Raw genomic sequence first — 26706 nt, forward strand, 5'->3', positions numbered from 1 at the left:
TCCAATTTTTTTATTATTTTGATTGTTTTTTTTTATTGTTTGTGATATACTTGTGTATAAATAAAGAACTGTAATAAATATAGGGAGGCGGTATGAAAAAAATATCTTCAATTCTTGTATGTTTAGCTGTCGGGGCAATTCTTTTTGCTCAGTCGGCAGAAAAGATGGATGAAATTTTAGCTTCAAATGCCCTAACAATGGGGCAGGCCTGTTATCTTGTAGGTACATCTATCGGGAAAGTCGATGATAAGGAATCCTATGAAACGGCCTTTAACAAATTTAAAGAACTTAAAATGTTTAAAGACAAAAAATATGATGAGCCCATAAGGTTTGATGAGTTTTCTAACTTGGCCTTGCAGTATTCTTCTATAAAGCATGGGCTGTGGTATGGAATTACAAAAAATCCGCATTATGCTTTTAGACAGCTTAAAATAATGAAGATAATCCCTCATAAAACAGTTCCGTCTTCACATATTAAGCCTTTTACAGCAATTAACCTATTAGCAAAAATAATGCCTAGCGAGGATAAGTAAGGGGGATGATGATGAAAAAAATAAAATTATTTATATTTTCGTTTTTAATTATTACGTTAAACCTTTCGGCCTTTGAAGGAGGCGGAATGTTTAAAACGGGTCTCGGCATTGACCTTGGTAAAAACAAAGCAAATTTATCTCATTTTGATAGTCTGTCTCTTTGGGCCAAACAAAATCTTGATAAAGAAGGAAATTATAACTTTGCTATTCAGGCTTCATATTTACTTAATTTAAAAAAGCCGATAAAACCTAATGGAGAGCTGAATTTAGATCATATCGCTAATTTGGATATGCTCAAATTCTCATTTTTGTTTCCTATAGGCAATGACAGTTTGACCATTGATGCAGGCAGGTACAATATATCCGACATAACCGCTGTAATTTTAAATCAAAACATTGATGGTGTGTATGCAGCATACAAAAAAACTAATTTTGCAGCATATTTTAATTTAGGATACACAGGGCTTTTAAACACCTATGTGAATCCTATCAATGCAGCGGATATAGCATCAATATCAAAGAAACAAACAAAAATTTACAATCTTGCGCCCTCTTTTGTACATATGTCAGCTTTGTTTCATATTCCTTTTCAATCATTACGCCATGCAGTTGACATTGATTTGAACTCGTTCATTGCAACACAAACCCCAAAGGCAACAAACAATTATGTTTCAATATCAGCAAACGGTCCTATAGTCAATAAGCTGTTCTATCTTGCTTCAATATCAAGTTCCATATTAACACGGGACAAAATAAACGCGAGAATAGGTTTTTTCTTATCAGGAGGGCTGGATTACTATTTTGAAAAATACAGTTCAAAAATAGGTTTAAAAACACAATTTTTCTCAGGAGGAAAGAATAGTTTTAAATCTTTTACGCTTTCAAATGTGTCAAAGGTTAATTTTATTGAGTCTACGGATTTATGGAAAATAGGTTTAAATGGAAGTATAAAGCCGATACAGGATTTGTTTTTAAGTACGGAAGCAGCTATTATGACTTATGCAGAAGCTCACCCTAAGGGCAAAAGTAATTTTGCCGGTTTTGAGTGGGATGTATCTGCCGATTATACAATACTTCAAGATATATCTATCAACACTGATTTAGGTATGGTTGTGGGACAAAACGGTAAGTTTGATGCAGTTTTTAAGTTAAAGGGCATCATTTCGTTCTAAAATGTTTATAACTAGGAGGTGTGATAAACAGTTCGGCAGGAATTCTGCCTCACTGTTTATCTGCCGAGTTTTGTGCTTTGCACAAAACATCGCATTATTATACGTGTGTGCTTTCCAGCACACACTTGAAAAAACTTTTTTCGGAAATTGATTCGCTATCCGCTTTAGCGGATACGATGGAAAATTTCCTTGCAGAACAGAACCGCAAGGGTCTGATATTTCCTGCAAAAAGTTTTTAGAGGAGAAAAAGATGAAAAAGGTATTTCTTATTATTAGTTTAGTTTGCTTTATACTAACTCCGCTTTTGGCAATTAGCGGTGAAGTTGTTGCAGTCAAGGGAAAAGCTGAAATAAAGCAAGGTGAAAAATGGGTTCCTGTAAAAGCAGGGAACAAAATAACATCGGGGATTATGATTTCGACAGGGTTTAAATCCGAACTGACTTTAAAAATTGACGGCTCCGTTATTACGGTTAAGCCTATGACAAGACTTACAATTGAAGAAATCGCCGAAAAGAATGAAACCGTTTCTTCAGAAGTCTACTTAAATGTAGGTTCCGTAAAAGCTGATGTAAAGCCGGCTTCAACAAAAAAGGTTGAATTTAAGGTAAAAACACCTGTTGCAACAGCTTCCGTTCGAGGAACATCGGGAGAAATCGACTCTGAAGGGCTTTTAGTCGGAACAAGCGGGTCATGGTCATATGCCAACAATAATGGAATTGAAACAAGGGTAAATATCGGCGAGTCGGTTATTATAAGCGATACAGGTATGGTAACTCCGGCTCAAAACATTAAAGCAAATGAAGTTTTACCGGAATCCGTAAAAACTCTTGCCGAAGCGGAAGCTAATTCTCCTACGCTTACTAACCAATCACTAAGTATTGAAGATGCAGTAAGCACAGCCGCCTCAGTTTCAACAATCGCGCTAAGTGTAGGCTGGAAAGACTAACTTTACACCCCCCTTTGAAGCATTTTCAATAAAGGCTTCAAAGGGGGCTTTGTTCTCTGTCGGTATTTTAGCTTTTACTGTTACCCGTTCGCCGAAACTTACTTTTAGTGCTTCAACCGAAAATTCATCAAGACAGCGTTTTAAATTTTCCCACTCGGCATAAGAACATTCAAATTGAAAAGGCTCTTTTTTGATAAGTTCTTCGGTTACAGCCTCGGTTAATACAAGTTTTGCAGAATCCGAATAGGCTTTTACCAAGCCTCCCGTTCCCAAAAGGGTGCCGCCGAACCAGCGTGTAATTGTAAGCATTATGTTTGTGATTCCTGAACCCGTGAGCACTGCAAGAGCCGGCCGGCCGGCAGTTCCTGAAGGCTCCCCGTCATCGGAACAGCCTAAAACCTCTCCGTTTGCGCCCGCAACAAAGGCATGGACTACATGGCGGGCATCTTCATATTTTTCTTTTTGACTTTTTAAAAGCTCCCTAGCTTCGGCGGCCGAATTTATCGGAAAAATTTCCGCTAAAAATTTGGAGTTTTTTACGTTTAGTTCATTTGAAGCGTATCGAACTAAAATTTTCATCTTAAAAGATTCTCCCTCTTTTTTAAGATTCTATCGGCATACATCATACAAATTAGACCGGCTGCAAAAGGTACTAACGCAAAAACAAAACTATCAAACAAGCTATAAGATTTTATGGGCGGTACTAAATTAAAAAGCCGGATAAGAAAAAATATTAAATTATAAAAACCGTTCAATAAAAAAGAAAAGATAAAGCCTGTAAAAGGAAATAAAACGGAAATAAAAACCGCTGCAAGCCCTAAAATTAAAAAGGCCGATATAAGAGGACTTATAACCACAGAAGCAATTATACCTATCGGTGCTAAGACACCTATTTTACTTATTACAATAGGGGCTGTAAAAGTTTGAGCACCTATTGAAGCCGAAAGACTTCCGGATATTTTAGGAGGTATTTTTCCGTTCAAAATATCGGATACGGCACTTCCGAAAATCAGGATACCGGCCAAGGCACCGTAAGAAAGCATAAACCCAAGACTTAAAGCATCATCAGGTTTTACGGCAATATGAAAAATGAGCATTGCACATAAAACCGAAATCATAGGAGGTTTAAGACCTAAAGACTTTCCTACAATAATTAAAATCATCATACCGAGGGCTCGGTTAAGAGACGGAGCGGCTCCTGCAAACCAAACAAAAAGTATAATCGAAATTAGAGAAAACTTTACCGCTAGACTTTTTTTTCCGAAGATTGACCCCAGCTGGACGGCAGTTAAACTTACCAAAGAAACATGCATACCGGAAAGAGCCAAAACGTGAGCAAGCCCTGCATTTTTAAAGGCTTCCGAAACAGGAAGAGCCAAAAAGTCCCTGTTTGCAGAAAGAAGAGCTAAAAGCAAGGCACCTGCACTTTCCCACCCTGATAATAGCCTCATAAGATAAAACCGTAAAAATGCTCTGAATCTTAAAATACCTGACATCCAGCCTAAAAATTCGGGAACGGATTTATCTCCAAAAAAGACTAAAGGACTTGCACCGTTTTTCTTTGCACCGAAACGGCCTGAAGCTTCAAATATTACGCCTTTAGAAAAATTAGTTAAAGATTCTTTTCTGGAATCGGCCTTATAGGCGTCCTTGTAGGCGTCCTTATACGCGGCCTTGTAGGCGGCCTGATCGGCAGTTTTATAAACCGAAATACCGTAAGCATTATTTTGTAATACCATCTCCGAAGGAAAAAATATCTTTATATTTCCGCTTGCAGAAAATTTAGATCCGTTTTTATAAGAAAGAGAAAGAATTTTAGCATTTGCAGCGTAATATTTTTCGCCTGCAGGGTAAGCTTCGCTTACAAGCACGGCTTTAAGTTTTTCAACCTTATTTAATTCGGCAAGGCTTAACGGTTCTGCATAGATAAAAAAAAGCTGCAAAGCTGCAAAACATCCTATAAAAAGACCGGCAAATATAAAATGAGCCTTCTTTTTTAAGAAAAAAAGAATAAAAAATACGGTTAAAAAAAATAAAGTAAAAAAACTAAAAATAAAAAATACCGAAGATTCGGTAAAATTGCTTTCAATAAAGCATAAAAAGTAAAATGACAAAGCTGCCGCTGCAGCAGATGTTACAATAGGCTTTACAATAAAAAAATTGTAAAGATTTTTTAATTTTTTTTCATTTACCACTTTAACTCCTCTATGGCATTTCGAGAAGCTTGTTTAACCGTTTTAGAATAATTTAAGTATTCAACATACAATAGATAGTCAAATGCGGTTTTATCACCAAGCTTTCTCAAAGCCGTAATTACACTGAGCACTAAGGGCTCATCGTATTGCTTTGTTTTTTCGGTTTCCGAATTTAACACACCTAAAAATATTGACAAATTTTGCGAACATTCGATTGTACCTAAATTTCCCATACAATCGATTATCGAAATAAGCAGATCATTCACCCTATTAGTTGATTTACGCAAACCTTGAGCATAATAGAAAAATTTATTTACTTGCGGCGATGCCTTGCTCCACTTTAATTCAGATAAAACAGGCAAAGCCGCCTCAATCAAATTTTCTGCACTCTCAGCATCTGCATCTTGTAGATTTTTAAGGCCGTAATCAACTATGAGCTCACTAATCCTTCCAAGTTCAGTACTATCAAGCCGCTTATTTTCTTTTGCCAATAAATACAGTGTCCATATATATTGTATGTTTTTTTCACCCGTTTTGGCTAAAATTTCATCAAAATAATTAAAAGAAATATTATTTAATGCAGTTTTTACGGTATCTTTTAAGTTATCGCTTACAGGATAAAATAAAGTCTTAATTAAAATATTAAAAGAAGAAGGATCGGCAAAATTTCCTAAAACTTCGGCATAAACGCTTAAGAGATTTACGCTAAAAGTTTTTCCCGAAATCAAATCGGACAGCCCCGCCTCATAAAGAGAATTTAAATAATCCGTAAAAGCCGAATCTTGCTGAATAAGTCTACTCAAACTTTTTAAACAAGCAATTTGAAAGTCCTCATTTTCAACCGTAGAAAACAAATAGCGTATACTTCCGGAAGACTTTATTTCATTCAGCTCACCTAATTTTGTAACCGAGATTATTCCTATATTAAGCAATCTAGGATCATTTTTTAATATATCATAAGAATTCTTAACATACTCCACTGCATCTTTATAAACCGGAATTAAGCCCTCATCTTCCGATTGTGAAATTGAACGCAAAATCATAAGTTTTACATCAATTCCTGCACTAATAAAATCTTTACGTAACTTTAACAGTTCTTCTTTATCCATGGAAAAAATAGAGCCGGCACAAAAAATTAAAAGAAAAACAAAAATAATCTTTTTCATACAGAACCTTTACCTTCTTTCTTTCAAATCGTAGAGGACAGGATACTCCTCTTTTAAATTATCATTTAAAGAGTTATTATTTTCATCCTCTAAAATATTACTTAAAAAATCCGTATTATCATCATCAGCGATATTATATATGTAGGATAGAATAGCATTTTTCATTTTTTGATCTAAAAACTCGCATTGAAAATGAACCCTTGATTTATTCAAAGGCTGATCATAAATAAACCTTACTATTTTGCCGCACATTACAATCTCGGTATTTTTTAGCTTAAATTGCAGCTTCATACGGATTCCCTTTGCGGCCTTACCCTTTACATAGAACATAGCTCCATCCTCAGATATATCCTTTACGGTAGACTTTACACCGCCTTCAGTCTCATAGTTGGAATTATAAGGATCTCCTACACGCAGAGGAAACATTAAGCCTTCAATATTGCAGGAGGCTCTAACCGACTTTCTCTTTTGTGTGCGTACCATTTTTTTTGAGTGTCTAACATAGATTTCTATATGGTCATCAATTTTTTGCGATTTTATAGCTTCCGACTGAAATACATATCCGGCATCATTTTGTTTCCAAAAATATACCTTTATTTCCTTATTTTGCCAATTTACCTTTTCTGCCCGTTCAGCAGATGCATCATAAAGAGCAAAAACCAATTTTTCTTTTGTATTTGCCGTAAGCTTACCGTAAACCGTTGTTTCTCGCGGAACAAAGAGAATACAAATCTGACCTATATAAATTTCATGTGTAGATTCCAGTCTTCTTTTTCTTTGTACCTCTTCCAACTCAATCTTTGTGCGGTAATCATAGAGCTTGTTAAGTAAAATTTGCATTTTTTGGGAAATGTCGGCATTCAGTTTATTTTCAATCTGGCGTGAAATAAATCTGATACATTCATCTAAGGCTGAAACCGACCAAAAAAGACGGGTTTTATCTTCAAGGCCTACATAATTAGCGGTACGCCACAACAGCAAAAGATTAGAAAATAAAAAGCCGCGATCCTTTCCTTCAGTAAAAAAACGGATTAAAGCCAAAAGATGTCTTCCAGGAAGAGTAAATGATAGAGCAGCGAATAAAAGAAACAAAATTACAAAAACTATAACAATATACATACTTATCTCTTTGTGATATAATACCATAAATTATGTGTTTTGATAAGAAGAGTATAAGAATTTTATTGGAATTTATCTTCATTTTCACCGTTTTTGTTATCCCTCCAATGTTAAACACTAGAGCCTTTATTCCTCCGAATAAGCCGGAAGGTTTTTTTTATAGTTTAATCTTTATATCAAAAATAGTTTTTTTTGCAGCCTATGAAGAAATTCTATACCGAATATATTTACCCTATAGGATAAAAAGCCTTTACGGGCAAAGAGCCCATACCATTAAGTATTGCTTTTGGAGTTCAGAAATTTTTCCCATAATTTTTTTTGCACTGGCTCATAGGTATTTGGGTTTTCTTAATGTGCTTTATGCTATGGCAGCAGGTATAATTTTTAGAATCTTATACGTTCTTATACAAAAAAAATTCGGCACCAAATACAGTCCGGCAAGAGCAAGCATAACAGCGGCTGTTTGCGTTATATTTATACACTCCGTTCACAACTGCATCATCTATCTTTTGATTTTTAAAGGATAAATGAAATTGAAATGGCACAGGCTTCATATATGTTTTTATATATTAAAAAATTTTCTTCATAAACGGAGGTAAAAGATTTACTCTGAGGAGGCTTATTTAAATCTTCATCAAGCAAAAGATCAAAGCCTATTATGACATTTGTCTTATTGGTTCTTATTTTTTCATCGATAAGGTTTAAGTTTTCTATACTTTTGTTTATAATAGAATCTTCAAGAGGCTTTCCGTTTTTTAAAGGACTTAGGATATTTCGGCATATATCCATACCATCCCTTGCAAGTTTCATGGTTTTGTCCAAATCAAGGCTTAATTCTTTTAAGGCAGCCGAAAGGCTTTGAGAACTAAAGCTATCTTCTTTATGAGAAAATAAGTTAGACAAAGGACTTATTTTCTCGATTTTTATTTTTTTTGAAAGAAGCGACGCTTTTGCTTTAATTAAAAATTCTTCAACACTTAAGGGCGGCATATTCGTTATTTTTAAGCCCTGCGGTAAAAGATTATAAGTTTTAACACTAGGAAATTCGGCAATCTTACTTTCAAACCACCAAGCATACATCTCCATTCTTTTGTCGCTTAACACCTTTCCAATATAGCCTTCCTTTAATTGGGGCGAGGCGGAATAAAGGCTTAGATGAGAGGCCGTTTCCGAAGGAAAAAAACGGTTTGAAAAAGCATTTACATCTTCTTCAAAGCGGCTCCCTTTAAAATGGGTTTGAAAATCGGGAAAGGCTAAATCGAGGCCGGCAAAAATAATTTCAGGACAGCCCAATATCCTTGCAAAATCCCAGCAAGCCGTTGCAACGGAACCGCCTGTAACAAGCTTCCCCTTTTCGCCTATAGCTTTTTCTATATATTGAGCGAGAGGAAACATAGAAGTGCATAAAAACTTGGCTCTTGTTTTAAGACGAAAAACGGCCGGATATACGGAAGACTCGGTAATAAGAATAGAATCCGATATATCAAGGTCTGCCAGATGAAGATAGTTCCAATATTGAGCATCCATCAAAAGAATAAAGTCCGGGTTTATTCCCCTCCTAAGACAGGCCCTAACTGCCGTATCGGCTGAAATGATAATGAACTTATCTTCATTTTCTTTTACAAGATTTATCGTGTTATCCAAGCCGGGTCCGGCAGCAATTATTACACAAGGATAAGAATTAAAAAGATTTTTTAGGTGCAAAATACCGGGAAGATTTTCAACTTGAGTTTTGTTTTTAAAAAAATTTTTAAGCCAAAGTTTTCCGAATTTCTTTAAGGTATTCTTGTTTAAATTTGTCTTTTCATTTCTCCGCTTTTTTAAGGCCTCAAATTCAAAAAACCAAGAAGAACTTACATCAATCAAAGGCTGAATTTTAAAAGCGGGAATATCAAAAAAAGATTTGCTTTCAAAAAAATCCAACACATCTTTCGGATAAAGACCTAAAAGAAGTATAAGATTTTCGTGCATAAAAAAATCATCCAAGGGGCGGCTCTGCAAAAAAAGAAAAAAAACAAAAAGGTCGGGCTCAATTATAATCAAAGAAGACTTAGGATTTTTCTTTGCATAAAGCTCTTGAGTATAACCCAAACCAAGACCGTAAAAAACACAAGAGCTTTTAGCCTTTTTATCTTTAAAAAAATCAATGGATATATTTTTTTCGGCCTCGCTTATAGGATTATATTTTGAATGAAGATATTTTCCGTTTATGCGTGCAGTAAAAATCTTTTTATCTTTTTCTTTTAATTTTGCTTCTTCGAGATAATAGCTTTCAGGAATTCTTTCGGCAAATTGTTTAATACCGATTTCGGAGTCAAGGCCCAAGGCAGCAGAGAGCTCAGGAAACCGACGAGAAAAAAGTTCCGCATTATGAAAAAGATTCTTGTATAAAATTTCACGATTACCGGCGTTTTCTTTATTCAAGAGTGAGCTCAATTTTCATTCCTTTTTTAAGGGGGGTACCGGGAGGAGGAGTTTGAGACACTACATAGCCGTCACCTGTAATTTTTACCGAAAAGTCTTTTTGCAAAAGAAGCTCAAGTAAGAGCTTTTTGGGAACTCCAGTTAGGTCGGGCATCTTATCTTTTAAGACAACAGGTTTATTCTCGCTTATGGGAATCCGTCCGGTGTGTTCAACGGTGGGAGCATTTTCCCTTGCAAGCCCGAGATAATCTATAATTTCATTCGAAGCCTCTGAAATTGCCGGAGCTGCAATAACGGATCCGTATATTTGCCCGACAGGCTTTATAACAGCCGTATATAAAATAATCTTTGGGTCATCAGCCGGAAAAATTCCTATACAGCTTGAAATAAAATCGGTCTTACTGTAGCCCCCGCCCTTCTCGTTTGCCATCTGTGCGGTTCCGGTTTTTACGGCAATTGGAACACCGTTAATGGATGCCCTCCAAGCTATTCCCTCTATGGAACCTGTCCTCATATAGCTTAAAAGCAGCTCGGCATTTTTTTCGGATATAACCTTGTTTAAAACCGAGGGCTTATGAAGATAGACGATGTTTCCTTCCTTGTCGGCAACCTTTGAAATAAGAGAAAGGCGCAAAGTGGAACCTTTATTGGTAAAGGCCGTTGCAGCCTCAACCAGCTGCAACGCTGAAACTCCGATTTCCTGTCCTATAGCAATTGTGTGCTTTGTGCGGATAGACCAATTTTGAGGGTCGGCAAGAAGACCAGCCGTTTCTCCGGGAAGTTCTACATTGGTTTTAGAGCCGAAACCGAAAAGTTTAATCTTTTCATAAAAAGCATTTTTTTCGGTAATATCGGCAATTTGAGCAGTCGCATCATTACATGAAAGGCGGATTACATCTCGCGGACTTACCCTTCCATGGGGCTTTAAACAGGTAATGGGCTTTACATTGGGCCTATTAAATTCAAAAAGAGCATTACAGTCATAAATATCCCCATCCTTAGTAGTGCCCAGCTCTAAGAATGCCGCCATAGAAAATATCTTAAAAACCGATCCCGGTTCATAGACGTAGTTTGCAGGACGGTCAAAACGCTGTTCAGGAGTGCTTTCGGTAAATTTTGCAAGAGAAGCGGAAGGGGAATTTACATAGGCGAGGATTTCTCCGGTCTTTGCATCAACTGCAAGAAAAACAGCAGATTGAGCCTTTGTTTCTTCCATCATTTTAGATGTAATTTTTTCAAGAATGTATTGAATGTTTCCGTCTATGCTAAGGTAAACATCGTACCCCTTGCCCGTATAGCCCTTTGTTTCTGGCGGAGGAGAAAGAATATTTTGAAGGGAGTATTCTACTCCTGTTTTTCCTCTTCCGTCATCGCCTAAAAAACCTACAACCGTTGAAGCTAAGGTATTTTCGGGATAGGTCCGGTTAAATACGGACTCAAACCTAATACCGCTTAATTTATTTTCATCTATAACGGTTTTAACCAAATCCCTTTCACTTTCGCTCATTCTTTTTTTTAAATATAAAAAATTTGATTTGGAATCTTGAATTTTTTCTAAGAGCTCGGATTCGTTTTGCATTAAAACGGGGGATAAGGCCTTTGCCGCTTCGGCAGGATTTTTCATCAGAGTCTTATCGGCATAAAGATTATAGATAGTTGTCTGAACCGCAAGGATTTTTTTATTTCTGTCATATATAGTCCCCCTTTCGGTCGAAACCTTAGGAGTAATCACTATAGGTTCTTTCATTATCATGTACTTTGCAAACTGTAATATAAGCAAAATGACAAAAATAATTACAAAACTTATAAAAACCCAAAACCGAGGCCTTGAAATAAACCTATCTACTTCTTCCATATAAAAACCTTACCGTAAATACCGTCAGCCGCAACAAAACCGTAATCGCGGGAATCATAAGATTCTTTTAGATTATCGCCCAAGGCTAAAACATAGCCCGCCGGAACCCGCACTTTTTTTTCATCGGACATACCGCCTAAATTGCGGAATTGTACAGCCGTTAAAGGTATATCTTTTCCGGAAACCTTCATCGAATAATCGTAATTGTACCCTAATTTTTTAGAAAATTCTATAGGTTCTTCCGAAATAGCTAAGCATCTTTTTACGGTAAAATGCCCGTCTTTTAGGTACACGATTATGTCGCCGCTTTTAGGCCTTGCCCAACGGAAAATATACTTATTCTTTAAAGGATGTTTTATACCGTAAGCAGCCTTAAAAATCAATACATAGTTTCCGGCTTTTAAAGAAGGCTCCATAGAAGTGCCTGAAATCTTCTTTACATCAAAAACACAGGCTTTGATAAAAGCAAAAAAAAGTATAATGGAAAAAAAATAAAAGAGTTTTCTTTTAGTTTTTTTTAACACCTTTAGCCTTAACCTATCTAAACATCTTTTTTATAGAACCGAAAACTCCGCGTGTAATTTCTCTGCCTACCGTACGGGTCATACTGTCAACTAAGACCCTGCCCAGCCTTCCGGCCTCGCTTCTTTGTTTTTTATTTTGACTCTCTTCCAAACGGCGTCTTGCATTCTCTGCCCTTATTCGGGCATTTTCGGCCCTGATTAGGGCTGCCTCTTCTTTTGCCTTTGCAGCGGCCTCCTTAGTCAGACGTTTTTCTTCAAGTTCCCGTTCGGCAACCAGCTTCTTTTCTTCAAATTGACCCATAAGAATTTCATAGGCCGATTCCCTGTCGATTACATCCTTGTACTTATAAAGAAGAGGAGATTCTTCAACAATAGCTTTAAGTTTTGCATCCTCTACAGTGCCTATCTTACTTCTTGGGGGAGCTATTAAGACTCTTTGACTTATAGAAGGGCTTCCGTCTTCCTGTAATAGGGAAACAAGGGCTTCTCCCGTTTTAAGTTCGGTAAGCACCTTAGCCGTATCGAATTTAGGATTTTTCCTAAAAGTTTCGGCTGAAAGTTTTATAGCCTTTTGATCCTTGGGAGTGAAAGCCCTGAGAGCATGTTGAAATTTATTTCCTAACTGGCTTAAAATACTTTCAGGCAAATCGGCAGGATTTTGCGTAACAAAAAAAACGGCAACACCCTTTGAGCGGATGAGCCTAATCATAGTCTCTATCTTTTCGATAAGAACTGAAGATAAATTATTAAAAAGAAGATGGGCTTCATCAAAAAAGAAAACGATTTTCGGTTTTTCCGTGTCTCCGGCTTCAGGGAGATTCTCGTAAAGCTCCGACAAAAACCAAAGCAAAAAAGTAGAATAAAGATTAGGCCTTTGATAAAGGGCCGTAGAATTTAAAACATTTATATAGCCTCTGCCGTCCGAGGTAAGTTTAAAAAAATCGGCAATTTCCAATGCGGGTTCTGCAAAAAAATTATCGGCTCCCTCCCCTTCCAAAATGAGGAGAGCCCGTTGGATTGCTCCTATTGAAGAAGCTGAAATGTTGCCGTATTTAAGTTTTAGCTCTTGGCTGTTTTCGCCTATATAAACCAAAATCGACTTTAGGTCTTTTATATCCAAGAGAAGTAATCCATCCTCATCCGCCACCCTAAAGGCAATGTTTAGAACACCCGCTTGAACCTCATTTAAATTTAAAAGTTTGGATAAAAGAAGAGGCCCCATCTCAGATATGGTCGCACGCACAGGATGGCCTGTTTCTTTTAGGATACTCCAAAGGCGTATAGGATAGGATTTAAACTCAAAGTCGGAAAGGCCTAAAAGACTCAACCTTTCGTTTATTTTTTGGTTGGCCTCGCCCTTTTCGGCAAAGCTGCACAAGTCTCCCTTTACATCGGGCAAAAAAACGGGAACACCCACGTCGCTAAAGGCCTCTGCAATTACCTTTAAGGTAATAGTCTTTCCTGTTCCTGTTGCCCCCGCAATAAGGCCGTGCCGGTTTGCACGGTTAGGTAAAAGCTCTACCCTGTCCTCTCCTACTCCGATAAAAATTCCTTTTTCCATATAAACCTCTCAATAAATCGGCCTTAAAACCGGTTTACTCCGATTTTAGGTATTTGTATTTTAAATCAATTTAGATATAATATCAATACTTAAGGAACTTTTCTCAATGGACACATTCGATTCGGACGATGCAAAAGGCTCTAAACTCTCGATTATGAACATTGTGTTAGACGGCATTTAATAAGTTTTTTATTTGCAAATCTACATATTTTATAACTTTAACATCAGTTTCTCTTTTAAAGAAATCAACAGTGTGCTTTTCATTCGTTTGAATTAATATTTTTATGGGAAAATTTTTACCCTGAACTGCATTTTCTAAATTGGTGATTGCATCATCTATAGTTTCCGTGTCTTTTTGAATTTTTATCGGAATCAGCGAATTATCATTTTTAATGAAGCCATCTATACCTTTATTTCTTTGAACAGGAATGGCATTCAATAGAAATAATAAAGTACTTTCAAAAGAATTCTTTTCAATATATGAATCAATACCTTTTGAAAGCACTCCGGATTCTGATATTATCATTTCCGAAAGGCGTTTTTTAGAAATTTCAATAGCATCAGTATTTTTATCAATGCCGATAAATTTTCTATTTAATGATTTCGCAGCGACGCAAGTAGTTCCGCTTCCGCAAAATGGATCCAGTACAATATCTCCTTCGTTTGTAACAAGTTCAATTATTCGTTGAAGGAGTTTTACCGGTTTTTGTGTAGGGTAGCCGCATCGTTCTTTTGCTTTTGGATTTAAAAAAGGAATTTCCCAAACATCGGATAAAGGAACTCCTTTTTTTTCTGTTGTAAAAACAACATCGCCTTTTACATCTCTTTTGTATTCGGATTTTCCTTTTGAATTTCTTACCCGTTTTTGCAAGATTTGGTCAATATTTGTTGATGGAGAGTATTCTGTATAAAACTGATTGAATTTAAAATCTTTTGTTTTACTATAAAAATAAATATTTTGATGGGCATTAAGGAGACCTTTCTTTGAGTTAGACCATCTTTTATATGCCCATATAATCTCACTTTGAAAGTTTACCTCGCCAAAGACTTTATCAAGCTCTTCTCTCAAATAATGAGAAGCATATCTATCACAGTGAAGAAATATTGAACCGTCTTTTGTTAAAACACGCTTGATTTCATTCAAAACTAAAGACATAAAAGAAATATATTCATCTTTTGAAGAAAATTTGTCATCAAATGAATACACTTTCCCTTCTGATCTGGAACTTAATTCATGTTCTTTTTGCGAAAAAAAAGGAGGATCTAAATATACAAGATTTACAGAACTATCGGGAATTTTTTTTAATTCTTCACAGGAATCTCCAAAGATGACAGTATTTAAATCATGGTTCATATTCTACCGTCCTTTCATCTGCAATTTTTTTAAGAATTTCTTTTAAATCAAATCCTGTATATTTTTTTATGAAATTCCATGCATCATCGCCTGCATAATATTCACCTTTTATACCTCCATACAAAGTTTTTAATGTTTCTTGTATACGGATTGCCTGTTTTCGTTGAGGATAATAGAACATGACACGAATAGGCTTGTACCCTTTTTGATTTATTACTTTAACACGGGTATGTTCTTTTGTGATATGATCTCCATCAGTCGTCGCATCACGCCATTTTATCTCTAAAGCATCTGTATTGTTTAAAAAATCAATTTCGTAAGTTTTGGGTCTTTTTCCTAGTGTATTTGGAATTCGAGTTTTACCACCGGTTGGATATTTATGTTTCAAGCATAAAACCGCCGCTTCTTCAAGAAATGCCCCCGCGTATTTGTAAAAAAAACGCCCCTTATTTTGGTATATGTCGATTAGATTCCCTTCCGATTCCGATATTCCTAAAACCCTATAAATTAAAAAATGCGAATTATCATCTGATTTCATTTCTTCTGTGCGGCCGTCAATTTTTGAACGCAAACCGTTTGCATATTTATCTGAAAGAGTTTTTATTTCATTATATAATACCGTTTTCATAGCTTAAACTATACTATATTTTAGCAAAAAATTCTATATACAGATTACGGGACAAGCGCCTCTTATTAGGGCTCTATAAAAAAGTTTTTACCGTAAAGGCGATAGCCTGCTTTGCCAAGGTTTCTGCTATCTATTTAGACAGTTTTTCTGACGAGGTCAAAAAACTTAGATTTAAGGATCCTTGCCTGATTATGCATGGCTCCTTATCGATTAAACTGACAATTGTAGACGCTAAGCCCTTTTGCTCCCCTCCGTCAATTATCAAAGAAACCTTATCCTCAAACTCTCTTATTATATCCCCAATATTACTTAAAACAGGCTCTCCCGAATAGTTTACGCTCGTAGAATAAATTGGCGAGCCGGTTTTTCCTATTAAATCTCTAAGCCATTTATCATCAGGGCATCTAAAAGCTGATGTTCCGCCCCCTGTCCTATCTTTTACGATTATACTCAATGGAGCAGGCCAAAGCTCCAATATGTATGACGGAATAAACGTATCCGTATATTTATAAATATCTTGAGGCTTTTCAATAAGGCCGATAAAACTCTTTTCGGCCCCTCTTTTTTTGATTTTAATGATTTTTTCCTTCGTAAAAGGAATAATACCCGAAAAGCCGTAAACGGTATCGGTGGGAATTATGATTATTTCGCCTTTTTTTAGAATTGAAACCGCTAATTCTAAAGCCTTAGGGTCTTGCTTTGAAATAACCATCTTTTTTTACCGCCAGCATTTCAAAAATAATAATAATTATACCAAGAGATACTGCTATTGTCTTACATATATAGTCCGAAAGGTAATAGGGCTTTTCAATTTTTAAGATAGTGCCCGGGTTTAAACTTTTTCCAAACCCCGAATTAAAGTTCACCAGCTTGATTATACCTTCATTATTGTATATATAACCAAGCTCATGTGCATAAATGGCAATTGTTTCAGGGTCATAGGTAAGATTGCGTATGTGACTATCCAAATCATCTCCCATTTCCTTAAGAGCCCGGACATGGTCTACGAGTGTATTCCGCTGAATTTCCATAAACCGCGTTGAATATACCCCCTTAGGTCCCAAAAATACGGACAAGACAGTATAAGCAAAAACAGTAGTAAAAATGGGAATAAGTACTCTAAAATAGATTTTCATAGCCTAAATATATAACGGCATTTTATGTTTTTTTCTTGAATTTTTTCTCAAAATTCTTTAGAGTAAATAATTTAGGTTATTTACAAATTCTGTCGATATATAGTATAATTATAGACATGAGTTATATGGGAGAAATAGCATGGCATTAGATTTTAACAAAATAGATGAACCGGATGATTCGATTTTTCCGGTAAAAGAAGATGATTCAAATCTTGATATGTACGGCGTATGGGTCAAGAAAAGGCCTGAACATAAAGACGGCTATGAAAGTGTGTTACCCATAAAAGATGATATTACAGAAAATACTCTTAAAAGCGATTTTATCGAATTTGATGATCATGATATTATAGATTTAGATACTTCCGAAGACGAACTGGAATTTGAGGAATTGGCGGCATTGAATGACTTTGAAAATGTTGATACTGTCGAAGAAAATGTAATCGCTGAAAAGGATATTACCAACAATACCGGCATTTACGAAGATGAATTTGATATTTTCGGCGAATCCGATGCCGTTGAAATTGAAGAAGAAAGCAATCTTGATAATATTGACTTTGAAACAAATATTGATGAAATATCCATTGAAGATGAAACTTTAGATGAAAATAAAACTATAGAAAATGAAGTCCCTCAAAAAAATGATGTAAATGATTTTGAAGCGCTTGATATCGATGATTTTTTAAGCGATAACGAAACTGACTCCCCTATAACAGATGAAAAAGCCGAAAATAAAGACGAACCTGACAATTTAATGCCGGAAAATGATATAAAACTTGACCTTTCATTCGATGAAGATTATTTGGAAACAAAAGAGAGCGATGCTATAGACTTTGAGAGAGACGATAATTTTGAAATAACGGATGTAACGGGAGTTTCATCCGGAACTATGGATGAAAAAACGGAAATCGAAAATTTACCTGAGAGAACGATTGAGGACATTTCAGACTTTGATGAAATTTTTGATGAACTTGAATCCAATGAAGAAGTTGAAAAAAATACGCCAAAACAAACAAATGATATTCCCCTTAATATTACTATCGACGAATACTCCGATATAACAAGCATTGCCGGTAAGACCATGGAATCTGATGATGATCTTGAAGATGTCGAAATATTTAGCGATATTTCCGAATTTGAAGAAGTCGAAGATGTAAACAATGAAGAACAAAATAAAGATGACGGTTTAGTTATTGAAAACACAATAATTGAAGCGGGAAATATAGAAGAAATCAGAAAAGAAAATCAAAAAATTATGAACAATTATTCTTCATCGGAATTAGAAGAACATCCTTCATCGGAATTAGAATCTGCATCGGAAGTAAAAGAAGAGAAGACCGCAACAGAGGAAGATGATTTTGATGCGATGCTGGACAATGTGATGGGCGAAGAAACTAAGGACAATGAAATACAAACAGAACAAAATAATTCAGATATGTTTTTTGATGATATTGGAGCCTTTGAAAATGATCTTTTGGACACTGACACAAACTCAACAAAATCAGAAGAAGATATAAAACCGGAATTGAAAAAAGAAACTGAAAAAGTTGCGGTTACGGCACCCAGTGTTTTTGCAAATGATAAGGCTACGGAAATATTGACTCAAATTGCAAGTGAATTGGTAAATATCAAAAATGAACTTGCAACGATGAAATTTGAAATGGCTCAAACACAGCAAAAGATTGAAGCAGCTAATATTCCAGATCCCGGGCAAAATGCAGCCGGAAATGTATCAAATGATTCCAAGGCAAGCGATGAAACAGGTTTTTTTACCGATGATGACGGAGATGAGACCATAGCTCTTACAGGTGATGAACTGAATAACATATTAATTACGGCAGACTTTACCGAAGAAAACGCTGAAAAAGATTATGAAATCCCCGAAACTTTGGATGAAATACATGAGGTATTCCCCGATGATGAAAATTTAGCTGAAGCTGACATAGAGGATACCGGTATTGAGATGGAAAACGATGATAAAGCGGATATGGCTATTGATATGAGTGCTAACCTTGAAACCGAAACATCCTTTGATAACAATTCTGAAGTTTCTAAAGAGGAAGATTTATTAAGTGCAGTAGAGCCTGAACATATAAACGATTTAACGGATGATATCGGCTATCTTGATGAAGATATAAAATTAGAACTCGAAAATGTCCCGTCCCCTGAAGGTGAGGACTTTATATCCGATGAGACAGAGAATCCGTCAGAAGAAAGCGGCTTTGAGGAATTCTCCAATGATGATTTAAGCGCCATTGAAAACTTTGATATGCCTATAACCGAGCTTGAACTTCCAGATGGACAAAGTATTCCTTTAGGAGATGAATACAGCGATTTTGAAGCAATTACAAAAAATATAGAAGAAGGACAAGATGTAGCTGCGGTTTTTGAAGATACGGATTTTGGAAATGAAGTTTTAGAAGAAGATGTCCTTGAAGATTATACAGAAATTGATGAACCTTTAAGCGATGAGCCTTCAGACAAGGATGAAAACGAAAAAAACATATTTTCGTCCGAAGAACTTGATAAAGCCGCACAAGATATTCCAAGGATTGAGTTTGAAGAAAGTGCTGCTGAAAAGCAACAAATACAAACGGAAACTCTCCCAATCCATCTAAAAGATGAAATAAAATCGGTTCTGACATATATGGACCAGCTTCTGGAAAGTTTACCTGAAGAAAAAATTGAAGAATTTGCAAAGTCCGAATATTTTGATACCTATAAAAGACTCTTTGATGAGCTGGGGATATCTTAATGGGATTGAGGCAGAGGGCTGAGGCTGTTAGTATAAACAATTACCGGCCTCAGAACGTTCCGGCTGAAGATTCTCCTTTTTTTAATGCAAAAAAATATTTTGAAGCCTTTCTTAAAGAATTACATATAGGAAAAGGAGGCTTTTTAATAAAGACCAATGAAGATTTTTATAATCTTTGCTTTGCATCGGGTTTTGACATAACTACTTTTCATAGGTGCATGATTCTTTCACAAATAATAGAAGGTCTTCAAGTTAAGGAAAATGAGTGGTTTTCAATTTCAAATATAGCCTTAATTAAGAATTTTTTTTCCTCACAAGAATATATAAGCATTACGGATATTATTCTATATTCTATTGAAAAAGAAAAAGCTTTTTTATTTTTAGTAAGATCACAAAAAGATATTTACAGAGATAGCTTTGATTCTAAAAAAGCCTATATAAGCCTAAAAAAAATTATACCGATATATGAAAAACACAGATCAATTATCGAAATAACAAGGCCCGTCTATCCTTTTCAACACGGAACAAATACGATAATGCTTAAAATAAAATCGGCTCTTAATTTTAATAATACTGCTCACCTACTGAAAATTGCTTTTTTTCATATTTTTCCCGATACCGTAAAACTGCAAAGCAATTTAAATATTTTGCAACTTTATTATTCGATGACAAATAAAATTCTTAGCCTTATAGGTAAATCCAATATGGCAATTTTAGGGATGGATAATTGCCTTTACATTTCGATATTTTCATCGGAAAACCTGCCTATAGATATTTATATAAAAAAGATAACGGCAAGTTTAGCTAATATTTATGGAGAAGACTTATGTGCAAAACTGTTAATAGATTACACGGGAACTTCTAAAAATATAAACGAAATAAAAGATTTTTTTAAGGCTGTAATCAATGATAAAACAAGTTAAGCTTCATTCTTCTTATAATCCGCAAAAAGAAGCTGAACGATTTTGTGCCGCAATACAGGGGAATCCTAAAATCATAGTCATCACAGAACCGGGAGAATCTTATCTTGCGCCTATTTTGCGTAAACAATTTCCATACACAAAGTTAATCGCAATGCGGTATACGGATAATTATTTTTTAAACTCGGATCAGCTTTGGGATAAAGTATGGAGACCGGCAACAGGAAATCCTGCTTTTTTTTTAATAAATAACATTCCCGATGAATTTTTATCTTCCAGTCTTTTTTTACCATGGAAGGCGGCCGAAAATATTTGGCCTGATTCTGCCTCTTGGGTTTGGAAAGAAATATCCGAAGCTATAAGGATAATGCAAAGCGTAATAGCAACAAGAAGTTTTTTCGGTAAGAAATGGCTAAAAAACATGGGCGAAAACTTTATTTTTACAAAAAGGCTTGCCTATTTAAATTTGTTTGCCGAAAAAAAAGAAACCGATAACGAAAATTATTTTTTTGCAGGTGCAGGTCCCGGCTTAGATAAAGTTTTAAACAATTGCAGTAAAACAATCGATACAATTTTTACTATAGCAGCAGCCTCAGCTCTGCCGGCTCTTGATGCAAGGAATATAAATGTTAATCTTTGTATATCCACTGACGGAGGATATTGGGCAGGCAATCATCTAAAATATTTAAGTAATGATAAATTTAATGAAACAGCCCTAGCATTTCCTCTTGAGGCAAAAATTCCTTTCAATATTTTAAAAAAAAATCCCTGCATTTTTTTAAGCTACGGTTCATCGCTTGAATCTCTTTTTTTTAAAAACTTAGGAATTGAGCCTCTTTATGCAAAAAGAAACGGAACAGTTTCAGGTACGGCCATAGACTTGCTTTTAGACCATACTAACGGAAGAATCTTTATAGCAGGTTTAGACTTAAAAGGTTCAAAAGGGTTTTACCATTGTACGCCTCATGAAAGCTTAAGGCAAAAAGAAACCAAAGTAAACCGTTTGGACCCGATATCTAATTTTGCAGCTATATCGAATTTTGATCTGAGATCCTTAAAAACTTATGAAAAATGGTTTGCCAGAATACCAAAAGAAAGAGCCGTCCGTCTTTTTAAAATAGGGAACAATATTCAGCCTTTGGGAAATATAAAGGCCGTAAGTGAAGAAGAATTTAAAATTAAAATTTTTACCGGAAAAGAAGAAGGTAAAAGCAGCAATAAGACGGAAGAAAAAAAATTAAAAATTTTGGAATCTAAGCCTTTAGAAGAAAAAAAAAGCCTTTTATCGGAAATTTATAAAGATATAAAACAAGAAATAAAAAATGGAATCTTTTTTGACAAAATAATAGTCAATGCCAAAGGAAAAAATATAAGCACACCCGAAAAAGAATTATGCGAATTTATTTCTTTTCAGAATTATATAATCTTTTTAAAAGAAAAAGATACACATAATGAACAAGAAATTAAACTAAAACTTGAAAACGAAATAACCTCTTTTTTAGACAATCAAATTAAAAGGCTTAGACCATGAATTTTTTTGATAAAAATATAAAAAATTTAAAAAAAAGAAATCTCAAACTCGCTGAAAATATTATATCTGCCGAAGATAAAACGGATTACCCGCATACCGAGTATTCTAAGACGGGCATTTTGCTTCCTGTACTCAAAAACGGTAAACATCTTCATTCGAAATATGACCCAATAAAAGAAGCGTCGAGGCTTTTTACAGGAAATGAAAATTTTGTACTTTTTTGCGGATTAGGCGCAGGTATTCATATAGAGTATTTTTTAAACAATTTTAAATCAAAACACTGTGCCGTAACCGAAACGGATTTTTCAAATTTAAAAACTTTATTTAAAATTACGGATTTTTCAAAACTTATTGAAAATAATAATTTATTTTTTTTGCCTCCATTGGAATCTGAAGACTTTGAAAGAGAATTTATTAACGCTTATATCCCTGCCATACACGGGAATTTTGAATTAAAAATCTTAAGACCTTGGGAAGACTTTTATAAAGAAAAAATTCAAAAATTTGAAAAAAAAATTCAAAATTCATTAGAAAAAATACAAGCCGATGTTTCAACTCAAGCAGCCTTCGGTAAACTATGGATGCGTAATATTTTGCGGAATTTAAGGATAGCCTCTTTAATAAATCCCAAAATCCCAAAAATCGACATAAGTAAAAAAGCCTGTATTTTAGGGGCTGGGCCGAGCCTTGAACCGGCCTTAGAAATCATAAAAAAAGAAAGGGAAAGGCTTACTCTTTTTGCTTCCGATACGGCTTTTCCCGTTTTAAATACAGCCGGAATTGAAGCGGATTTTTTTATAACTATTGACCCTCAAAATATTTCATATGCACATTGTTTTAGACCCTTTACAAAAAATACCGTAGGTATTTTTGATCTTTGTTCAAACCCAATCCTATCCGAAGAATTTTTAAAAAACGGCAATACTTTTTTCTTTACAAAAAGTGCTCATCCTTTTGCACAATATGCCTCATTATTTTCTCCCTTTCCTTATATGGAAACGGGAAGCGGCACAGTTGCACTAGCTGCAAAATCGGCGGCTATTTCACTTGGATTCAGAAATTTGGAATTTTTCGGTCTGGACTTTGCTTATACCGGCGGCAAAGCCTATGCAAATGGGACATACCTTTCTAATCAATTTCAAAAAACTTCTTCTAAAACTTCTCCATTAGAAACAAAATTTTGTGATCTAATGTTTAGAACACCGGTAAAAAAAACGGAAAAAACGGAAAAATCACTTATAGCACGGCTCTTTTAGAAGGATATAAAATTTTTTTTAACTCAAAAATTAAGTCTCACAGTCAACCGAATATACGGAATTTTTGGAAAAAAGAGGAATTTTCAACATTTCCGTATCTGGATTTTATCCTTCATTTAAAAAACCCGAATCAACATAATAAGACTGAGCTTACAACCGCTCTTTTACCTTATTTTACATATTTAAGTAAAAAATTATCTAAAAATATCAGTGATTTTGCCGATTTAGAACTTGTACTATCTCAAATTCTGGAGTATACTATAAGACAATGAAAAAGATGTATATTGGCATATATGCCGCAATAATGTTGTTAATTATATTGGGAACCTTTTCATGGTTTGTATATGGTATTGTAAGAGACTCGAATACCGGAACAGCAGAGGCCAGATCTACATTTGCTTATTTTGCAAAACAAATTATAATCTTGTCGGAAAAGGAAAATTTTGCTCAAAGCTCGTATAATCAGAAATTATATGCACTTGCAGATGAGCTGGAAATCAAGGCTTTTATCATTTCAACTCCTTCTAAGAATATAATCCTTTCTTGGCCGAAGGACTCTAGCTTAATAAGCTATGATGAAAAAGGTGATTTTATGATAAAGCCGGCCTCAATGTTTGTAATAAACCATAGCGGTAAAATTAATGTCAAAACAATGCAAAGCCATGATACGGAACTTATTTTAACGGCTTCAATACCTACCTTAAAGCCTGCCGTAATTTATTTAAGGCTTAGGAGTGCTTTTTTTATCGTTTTAGCCGTAACTATTTTAACTGTCATAGTAATACTCATTACAAATCTTACAAATGCGAAAGAAATGGTATATGCAGACATCAGAGAAAAAGATTTAAAAAAAGAGGAGAATTTAAACGGAAGCACTTATTATGCAGAAAATAAATATTACGCCGAACCTCAAGAAGAAACTTATCCAAGTATTGACGATTCGATATCTGATGAAAAATTTGATAATTTAAACAGCAATTTAAGTACTCAGACCAAGGCAGATGATTTAGAGAAAAAAGACGAATACATCTACGGTCTTGAAGATTTAGATGATTTGAATATTACAAAACAATTTCCATATGAATCCGGAAATGAATCAAAACATAAGGAAGAAAAAAATATTACTTATGTAAGTTCCGATTCGGAAGAGTACACTGAGCTAAAAAATACCGAAGAAAGCTCTTCACCGAATACAGGAAATACCGATATAAACAAGGTAAGAGGCCTTTACTCCCCCATTACGGGAATAAGCTGGCAAGAATATTTACCTGAATATTTGGAATCTGAATTACGAAGAGCCGCTTCATCGGAACAAGATATAGCCTTAGTTATTATAAAACTTAATGATTTTACCATTGAAAGCATGATTGGAAAAAAGATTGCAGCTCTTTTGATAGATTTTATCAAATTCAGAGATATGATTTTTGAATTTGATAAAAACGGATTTGCAGCCATTCTTCAAGACACAAACTTAGATGAAGCTATGAAAAAAGCCGAAGAGATCTTTAAGGGAACCAAGAGCATTTTAACGGAATATGATGTATTAAAACCGATTTCAATAGGTATAACAACAAGAACATCCCGACTTATTTCTTCAGAAAGAATGATTGAAGAAGCCCAAGCGGCGGTAAATAGGGCTATAAAAAATAATGAAGACCCAATAGTTGCCTTTAGGGTCAATCCCGAAAAATATAGGGAATTTATTTCGGATAATTAAATAGTTTAATCATATACCTATAACCGAAAATATCATGTATTAGAGGTTTTATGGGTGTGTAACAAGGGGCAGAATAAGGAAAATCTTTAAGTAAATCAACTTGCTTAATAATTTCATGCAGTAAATTCTCAGCAGCTTTTTGATTTTGTAAGGCGTGAGCAATATAACCTATAATTTCTTTTAAATCATCAAGAGCTGACGGTAGATATTCAATTTTATACATTATTCACTAATAAGCTTTTGAATTTCTTCAAATACATCTTTTGATGAAAAACGTTTTCCTGTCAAAGAAGCTTGTTTTTCAGCTTCTTGTAATTTAGAATAAATATCACTTTCAAATTTCATATCTTCAAAAGTTTCCATACTCATTACAACCATATCTCCGTATCCGTTTTTTGTTAAAAATACCGGTTGTTGACTTTGATGTACAATCTTTGAAATATCGGCAAAATTATTACGCAAATCTGAAACAGGCCGTATTGTATTCATAGTAAACCTCCCATACTTAATTTATCATAATTATGATAAAATTTCAAGAATTGTGTCTTTCTTTACTCCTTTTTTACCAGCTCGCCCCGCTCTTCAAGTTCCGTTAAGATATCGGCATAGGTTTTTTCATCGATTTTATAGCGGAGGCGGTAGAGGATGTAGCTGCCGACTATACAAAAAAGAGGGAAAATAAGCATAGCCGACTTCATCATCAAAAGACCTTCTTCGGTAACTTCAACAGCGGATGAGGCTTCTTTGATTCCTGAAAGGATGACCACTGCGCTTACGATGCCGTTTCCGATAGCTCCTGAAAGTTTATTGATAAAGGGTTGAATCGAAAAAGAAATACTGTCATTCCGTTTGCCCAGTTTCCAATGACCGTAATCAACGCAGTCTGCTAGGAACATGAGCATCATAAGCTGGATAAAGGCTTGTCCCACAAAAATAAGAACTCCCGAAATACCGATAAAAAGCATGGTATTTGTAGGAGCAAAAAAGAAAAGGGCATAACCGGCCAAAACCATTATTATCGAAGCCGTATATATGTTTTGCCTTACAAAAAATTTACTTAAAACCGGAAAAATAATCAGGGCTGAAATTTGGGAAAGGCCTAGGATAACCGCAAAGACGGAATACATGTTTTCATCTCCGTAGGCATACTTAAAAAAGTAAAGGCCGAAGCCGGTCGTCGTCATATAGCCTATCATAAATAAAGTCATGGCTATTGCGGTCAAAAGGAGCTGGTCGTTTTTTATTATAACGCTCAAGAGCTCTTTAAGGGATGTATGCTTTTGAGGCTTTGTTATTTTGGGCTCTTTTACGCCGGCTAAGGTTATAATTTGGCCGAGCCACATAATTACGGTAACCATAATTGCAAAGAAAAAATATCCCTTTGCAAGGCTGCCCGTCTTATTGCCCAGAGCGGTTGTAATAGGCACTATTCCTGCAACAACAAAGAAAAGACCCACATTTGCACAAATACGGGCAATCGCCCCTATTTTTTCTCTTTCCTTTTGGTCTACACTTAAAGAAGGGAGCATTGACCAGTAACTTATATCGTTTGTAGTAAAGGCAACACCCCATAAAAGATAGATAATGCCGAAGAAGGCAGCATAGGCGCTTCCCTTAATCCCGAAATCCGTAAAAAGAAGGATTGTAAAAATCCCTGATGTCAAGGCTCCGAAGGCTATCCAAGGCTTAAATTTTCCGTATTTGGTTTTGGTATTATCGACTATCAAGCCCATAACCGGATCGTTACAGGCATCAAAGATGCGGGCTGCAAGAACAATAACCGTAATACTCCACAACACATTTGTCGGAACATAAATTACATCGGTCATGTAAAAAATAAGGTACATGCTTATCAAAGAGTAAACCATATCGCGGCCTATAGTGCCAAGGCCGAAAGTCCATCTGTTTTGTTTCATT

The 26706-nt window shown here is 35.2% G+C and carries 24 protein-coding genes and 1 pseudogene; 10 read left to right on the forward strand and 15 right to left on the reverse strand.

Going from position 1 to position 26706, the window contains the following annotated elements; genetic code table 11:
* Positions 1-92: 92 nt before the first annotated feature.
* From JO40_RS11450 to JO40_RS11465, 4 genes are read left to right on the forward strand one after another with little or no spacing between them, the layout of a single operon-like run.
* A complete protein-coding gene (locus JO40_RS11450; RefSeq protein WP_044979446.1) occupies positions 93-533 on the forward strand; it encodes a hypothetical protein in 441 nt (146 codons plus the stop codon).
* Positions 534-544: 11 nt separating this feature from the next.
* On the forward strand, positions 545-1705 hold the full coding sequence (locus JO40_RS11455) for a hypothetical protein (protein ID WP_044979447.1): 1161 nt from the start codon (positions 545-547) through the stop codon (positions 1703-1705).
* 20 nt (positions 1706-1725) lie between these two features.
* Positions 1726-1944: a hypothetical protein gene (locus JO40_RS13980; protein ID WP_044979448.1), complete on the forward strand. Its 219-nt coding sequence runs from the start codon at positions 1726-1728 to the stop codon at positions 1942-1944.
* An 11-nt stretch (positions 1945-1955) separates the two neighbouring features.
* On the forward strand, positions 1956-2651 hold the full coding sequence (locus JO40_RS11465; protein WP_044979449.1) for a FecR family protein: 696 nt from the start codon (positions 1956-1958) through the stop codon (positions 2649-2651).
* Here the strand turns inward: JO40_RS11465 and JO40_RS11470 are convergent.
* The 4 genes from JO40_RS11470 to JO40_RS11485 are packed head-to-tail and all read right to left on the reverse strand — an operon-like array spanning position 2628 to position 7131.
* Positions 2628-3230, reverse strand: a complete 603-nt coding sequence (locus JO40_RS11470) for an IMPACT family protein (protein ID WP_044979450.1) — start codon at positions 3228-3230, stop codon at positions 2628-2630. The two genes, JO40_RS11465 and JO40_RS11470, sit on opposite strands and share 24 nt — an antisense overlap.
* A complete protein-coding gene (locus JO40_RS11475) occupies positions 3227-4846 on the reverse strand; it encodes a ComEC/Rec2 family competence protein (protein ID WP_044979451.1) in 1620 nt (539 codons plus the stop codon). The genes JO40_RS11470 and JO40_RS11475 overlap by 4 nt, the downstream gene beginning before the upstream one ends.
* Complete coding sequence (locus JO40_RS11480) at positions 4840-6012, reverse strand: hypothetical protein (protein WP_044979452.1); 1173 nt, start codon at positions 6010-6012, stop codon at positions 4840-4842. Before JO40_RS11480 ends, JO40_RS11475 begins: the two co-directional genes overlap by 7 nt.
* Before the next feature lie 9 nt (positions 6013-6021).
* Positions 6022-7131, reverse strand: coding sequence for a PilZ domain-containing protein (locus JO40_RS11485; protein WP_044979453.1), 1110 nt, complete (start codon positions 7129-7131; stop codon positions 6022-6024).
* 107 nt (positions 7132-7238) lie between these two features.
* Here JO40_RS11485 and JO40_RS11490 point away from each other — a divergent pair, with 107 nt between their 5' ends.
* Positions 7239-7658, forward strand: coding sequence for a CPBP family glutamic-type intramembrane protease (locus tag JO40_RS11490; protein WP_245608876.1), 420 nt, complete (start codon positions 7239-7241; stop codon positions 7656-7658).
* On the opposite strand, the pseudogene JO40_RS11495 reads toward JO40_RS11490, so the two are convergent.
* The 8 genes and pseudogenes from JO40_RS11495 to JO40_RS11530 form a co-directional block, all read right to left on the reverse strand.
* Positions 7634-9567: pseudogene (locus JO40_RS11495) on the reverse strand (motility associated factor glycosyltransferase family protein). The gene JO40_RS11490 and the pseudogene JO40_RS11495 sit on opposite strands and share 25 nt — an antisense overlap.
* A complete protein-coding gene (locus tag JO40_RS11500; protein WP_044979455.1) occupies positions 9548-11410 on the reverse strand; it encodes a penicillin-binding protein in 1863 nt (620 codons plus the stop codon). Before JO40_RS11500 ends, JO40_RS11495 begins: the two are co-directional and overlap by 20 nt.
* The gene (gene lepB / locus JO40_RS11505) at positions 11398-11934 is read right to left on the reverse strand and encodes a signal peptidase I (protein ID WP_044979456.1); all 537 of its coding nucleotides are present in this window, start codon (positions 11932-11934) and stop codon (positions 11398-11400) included. Before lepB ends, JO40_RS11500 begins: the two co-directional genes overlap by 13 nt.
* Positions 11935-11947: 13 nt before the next feature.
* On the reverse strand, positions 11948-13495 hold the full coding sequence (locus tag JO40_RS11510; RefSeq protein WP_044979457.1) for a helicase HerA-like domain-containing protein: 1548 nt from the start codon (positions 13493-13495) through the stop codon (positions 11948-11950).
* A 166-nt stretch (positions 13496-13661) separates the two neighbouring features.
* Positions 13662-14849 (reverse strand): DNA methyltransferase, encoded by a 1188-nt coding sequence (locus tag JO40_RS11515; RefSeq protein ID WP_044979458.1) that lies wholly within the window; start codon positions 14847-14849, stop codon positions 13662-13664.
* On the reverse strand, positions 14839-15477 hold the full coding sequence (locus tag JO40_RS11520; RefSeq protein WP_084224544.1) for an ApaLI family restriction endonuclease: 639 nt from the start codon (positions 15475-15477) through the stop codon (positions 14839-14841). The genes JO40_RS11515 and JO40_RS11520 overlap by 11 nt, the downstream gene beginning before the upstream one ends.
* 130 nt (positions 15478-15607) lie before the next feature.
* Positions 15608-16189, reverse strand: coding sequence for an L-threonylcarbamoyladenylate synthase (locus JO40_RS11525; RefSeq protein ID WP_044979459.1), 582 nt, complete (start codon positions 16187-16189; stop codon positions 15608-15610).
* Positions 16164-16613 carry a septum formation initiator family protein gene (locus JO40_RS11530; protein WP_044979460.1) on the reverse strand — a complete coding sequence of 150 codons (450 nt, stop codon included), beginning with the start codon at positions 16611-16613 and terminating at the stop codon, positions 16164-16166. Before JO40_RS11530 ends, JO40_RS11525 begins: the two co-directional genes overlap by 26 nt.
* A 139-nt stretch (positions 16614-16752) precedes the next feature.
* Here JO40_RS11530 and JO40_RS11535 point away from each other — a divergent pair, with 139 nt between their 5' ends.
* The 5 genes from JO40_RS11535 to JO40_RS11555 all read left to right on the forward strand — a co-directional run bounded on the left by JO40_RS11535 (position 16753) and on the right by JO40_RS11555 (position 24789).
* Entirely contained in the window at positions 16753-19365 is a 2613-nt protein-coding gene (locus tag JO40_RS11535) for a midas domain-containing protein (protein WP_044979461.1), read from the forward strand.
* A complete protein-coding gene (locus tag JO40_RS11540) occupies positions 19365-20288 on the forward strand; it encodes a hypothetical protein (protein ID WP_044979462.1) in 924 nt (307 codons plus the stop codon). Before JO40_RS11535 ends, JO40_RS11540 begins: the two co-directional genes overlap by 1 nt.
* On the forward strand, positions 20272-21816 hold the full coding sequence (locus JO40_RS11545; RefSeq protein WP_044979463.1) for a 6-hydroxymethylpterin diphosphokinase MptE-like protein: 1545 nt from the start codon (positions 20272-20274) through the stop codon (positions 21814-21816). The genes JO40_RS11540 and JO40_RS11545 overlap by 17 nt, the downstream gene beginning before the upstream one ends.
* On the forward strand, positions 21813-23072 hold the full coding sequence (locus JO40_RS11550; protein ID WP_245608878.1) for a motility associated factor glycosyltransferase family protein: 1260 nt from the start codon (positions 21813-21815) through the stop codon (positions 23070-23072). The genes JO40_RS11545 and JO40_RS11550 overlap by 4 nt, the downstream gene beginning before the upstream one ends.
* 268 nt (positions 23073-23340) lie before the next feature.
* Positions 23341-24789 (forward strand): diguanylate cyclase domain-containing protein, encoded by a 1449-nt coding sequence (locus JO40_RS11555; protein WP_044979464.1) that lies wholly within the window; start codon positions 23341-23343, stop codon positions 24787-24789.
* Here JO40_RS11555 and JO40_RS11560 read toward each other — a convergent pair.
* From JO40_RS11560 to JO40_RS11570, 3 genes are all read right to left on the reverse strand, one after another.
* Entirely contained in the window at positions 24773-25012 is a 240-nt protein-coding gene (locus JO40_RS11560; RefSeq protein WP_084224545.1) for a type II toxin-antitoxin system RelE/ParE family toxin, read from the reverse strand. The two genes, JO40_RS11555 and JO40_RS11560, sit on opposite strands and share 17 nt — an antisense overlap.
* Entirely contained in the window at positions 25012-25278 is a 267-nt protein-coding gene (locus tag JO40_RS11565) for a type II toxin-antitoxin system Phd/YefM family antitoxin (RefSeq protein WP_002671306.1), read from the reverse strand. Before JO40_RS11565 ends, JO40_RS11560 begins: the two co-directional genes overlap by 1 nt.
* A gap of 62 nt (positions 25279-25340) precedes the next feature.
* The gene (locus JO40_RS11570; protein WP_044979465.1) at positions 25341-26705 is read right to left on the reverse strand and encodes a glycoside-pentoside-hexuronide (GPH):cation symporter; all 1365 of its coding nucleotides are present in this window, start codon (positions 26703-26705) and stop codon (positions 25341-25343) included.
* Between the last annotated feature and the right edge of the window lies 1 nt (position 26706).

The sequence above is a fragment of the Treponema putidum genome (assembly GCF_000755145.1).
GTDB classification, from domain to species: Bacteria; Spirochaetota; Spirochaetia; order Treponematales; family Treponemataceae; genus Treponema_B; species Treponema_B putidum.

What these genes read in the sequence shown, in the direction of transcription:
- JO40_RS11540 (WP_044979462.1), top strand. Translation starts at nt 19,365, where the DNA reads ATGGGATTGAGGCAGAGGGCTGAGGCTGTTAGTATAAACAATTACCGG.
- JO40_RS11465 (WP_044979449.1), top strand. Translation starts at nt 1,956, where the DNA reads ATGAAAAAGGTATTTCTTATTATTAGTTTAGTTTGCTTTATACTAACT.
- JO40_RS11555 (WP_044979464.1), top strand. Translation starts at nt 23,341, where the DNA reads ATGAAAAAGATGTATATTGGCATATATGCCGCAATAATGTTGTTAATT.
- JO40_RS11450 (WP_044979446.1), top strand. Translation starts at nt 93, where the DNA reads ATGAAAAAAATATCTTCAATTCTTGTATGTTTAGCTGTCGGGGCAATT.
- JO40_RS11515 (WP_044979458.1), bottom strand. Translation starts at nt 14,849, where the DNA reads ATGAACCATGATTTAAATACTGTCATCTTTGGAGATTCCTGTGAAGAA.
- JO40_RS11565 (WP_002671306.1), bottom strand. Translation starts at nt 25,278, where the DNA reads ATGAATACAATACGGCCTGTTTCAGATTTGCGTAATAATTTTGCCGAT.
- JO40_RS11480 (WP_044979452.1), bottom strand. Translation starts at nt 6,012, where the DNA reads ATGAAAAAGATTATTTTTGTTTTTCTTTTAATTTTTTGTGCCGGCTCT.
- JO40_RS11485 (WP_044979453.1), bottom strand. Translation starts at nt 7,131, where the DNA reads ATGTATATTGTTATAGTTTTTGTAATTTTGTTTCTTTTATTCGCTGCT.
- JO40_RS11570 (WP_044979465.1), bottom strand. Translation starts at nt 26,705, where the DNA reads ATGAAACAAAACAGATGGACTTTCGGCCTTGGCACTATAGGCCGCGAT.
- JO40_RS11470 (WP_044979450.1), bottom strand. Translation starts at nt 3,230, where the DNA reads ATGAAAATTTTAGTTCGATACGCTTCAAATGAACTAAACGTAAAAAAC.
- JO40_RS11525 (WP_044979459.1), bottom strand. Translation starts at nt 16,189, where the DNA reads ATGGTTATTTCAAAGCAAGACCCTAAGGCTTTAGAATTAGCGGTTTCA.
- JO40_RS11550 (WP_245608878.1), top strand. Translation starts at nt 21,813, where the DNA reads ATGAATTTTTTTGATAAAAATATAAAAAATTTAAAAAAAAGAAATCTC.
- JO40_RS11545 (WP_044979463.1), top strand. Translation starts at nt 20,272, where the DNA reads ATGATAAAACAAGTTAAGCTTCATTCTTCTTATAATCCGCAAAAAGAA.
- JO40_RS11520 (WP_084224544.1), bottom strand. Translation starts at nt 15,477, where the DNA reads ATGAAAACGGTATTATATAATGAAATAAAAACTCTTTCAGATAAATAT.
- JO40_RS11560 (WP_084224545.1), bottom strand. Translation starts at nt 25,012, where the DNA reads ATGTATAAAATTGAATATCTACCGTCAGCTCTTGATGATTTAAAAGAA.
- JO40_RS11490 (WP_245608876.1), top strand. Translation starts at nt 7,239, where the DNA reads ATGTTAAACACTAGAGCCTTTATTCCTCCGAATAAGCCGGAAGGTTTT.
- JO40_RS11455 (WP_044979447.1), top strand. Translation starts at nt 545, where the DNA reads ATGAAAAAAATAAAATTATTTATATTTTCGTTTTTAATTATTACGTTA.
- JO40_RS11510 (WP_044979457.1), bottom strand. Translation starts at nt 13,495, where the DNA reads ATGGAAAAAGGAATTTTTATCGGAGTAGGAGAGGACAGGGTAGAGCTT.
- JO40_RS11535 (WP_044979461.1), top strand. Translation starts at nt 16,753, where the DNA reads ATGGCATTAGATTTTAACAAAATAGATGAACCGGATGATTCGATTTTT.
- JO40_RS11530 (WP_044979460.1), bottom strand. Translation starts at nt 16,613, where the DNA reads ATGAAAATCTATTTTAGAGTACTTATTCCCATTTTTACTACTGTTTTT.
- JO40_RS11500 (WP_044979455.1), bottom strand. Translation starts at nt 11,410, where the DNA reads ATGGAAGAAGTAGATAGGTTTATTTCAAGGCCTCGGTTTTGGGTTTTT.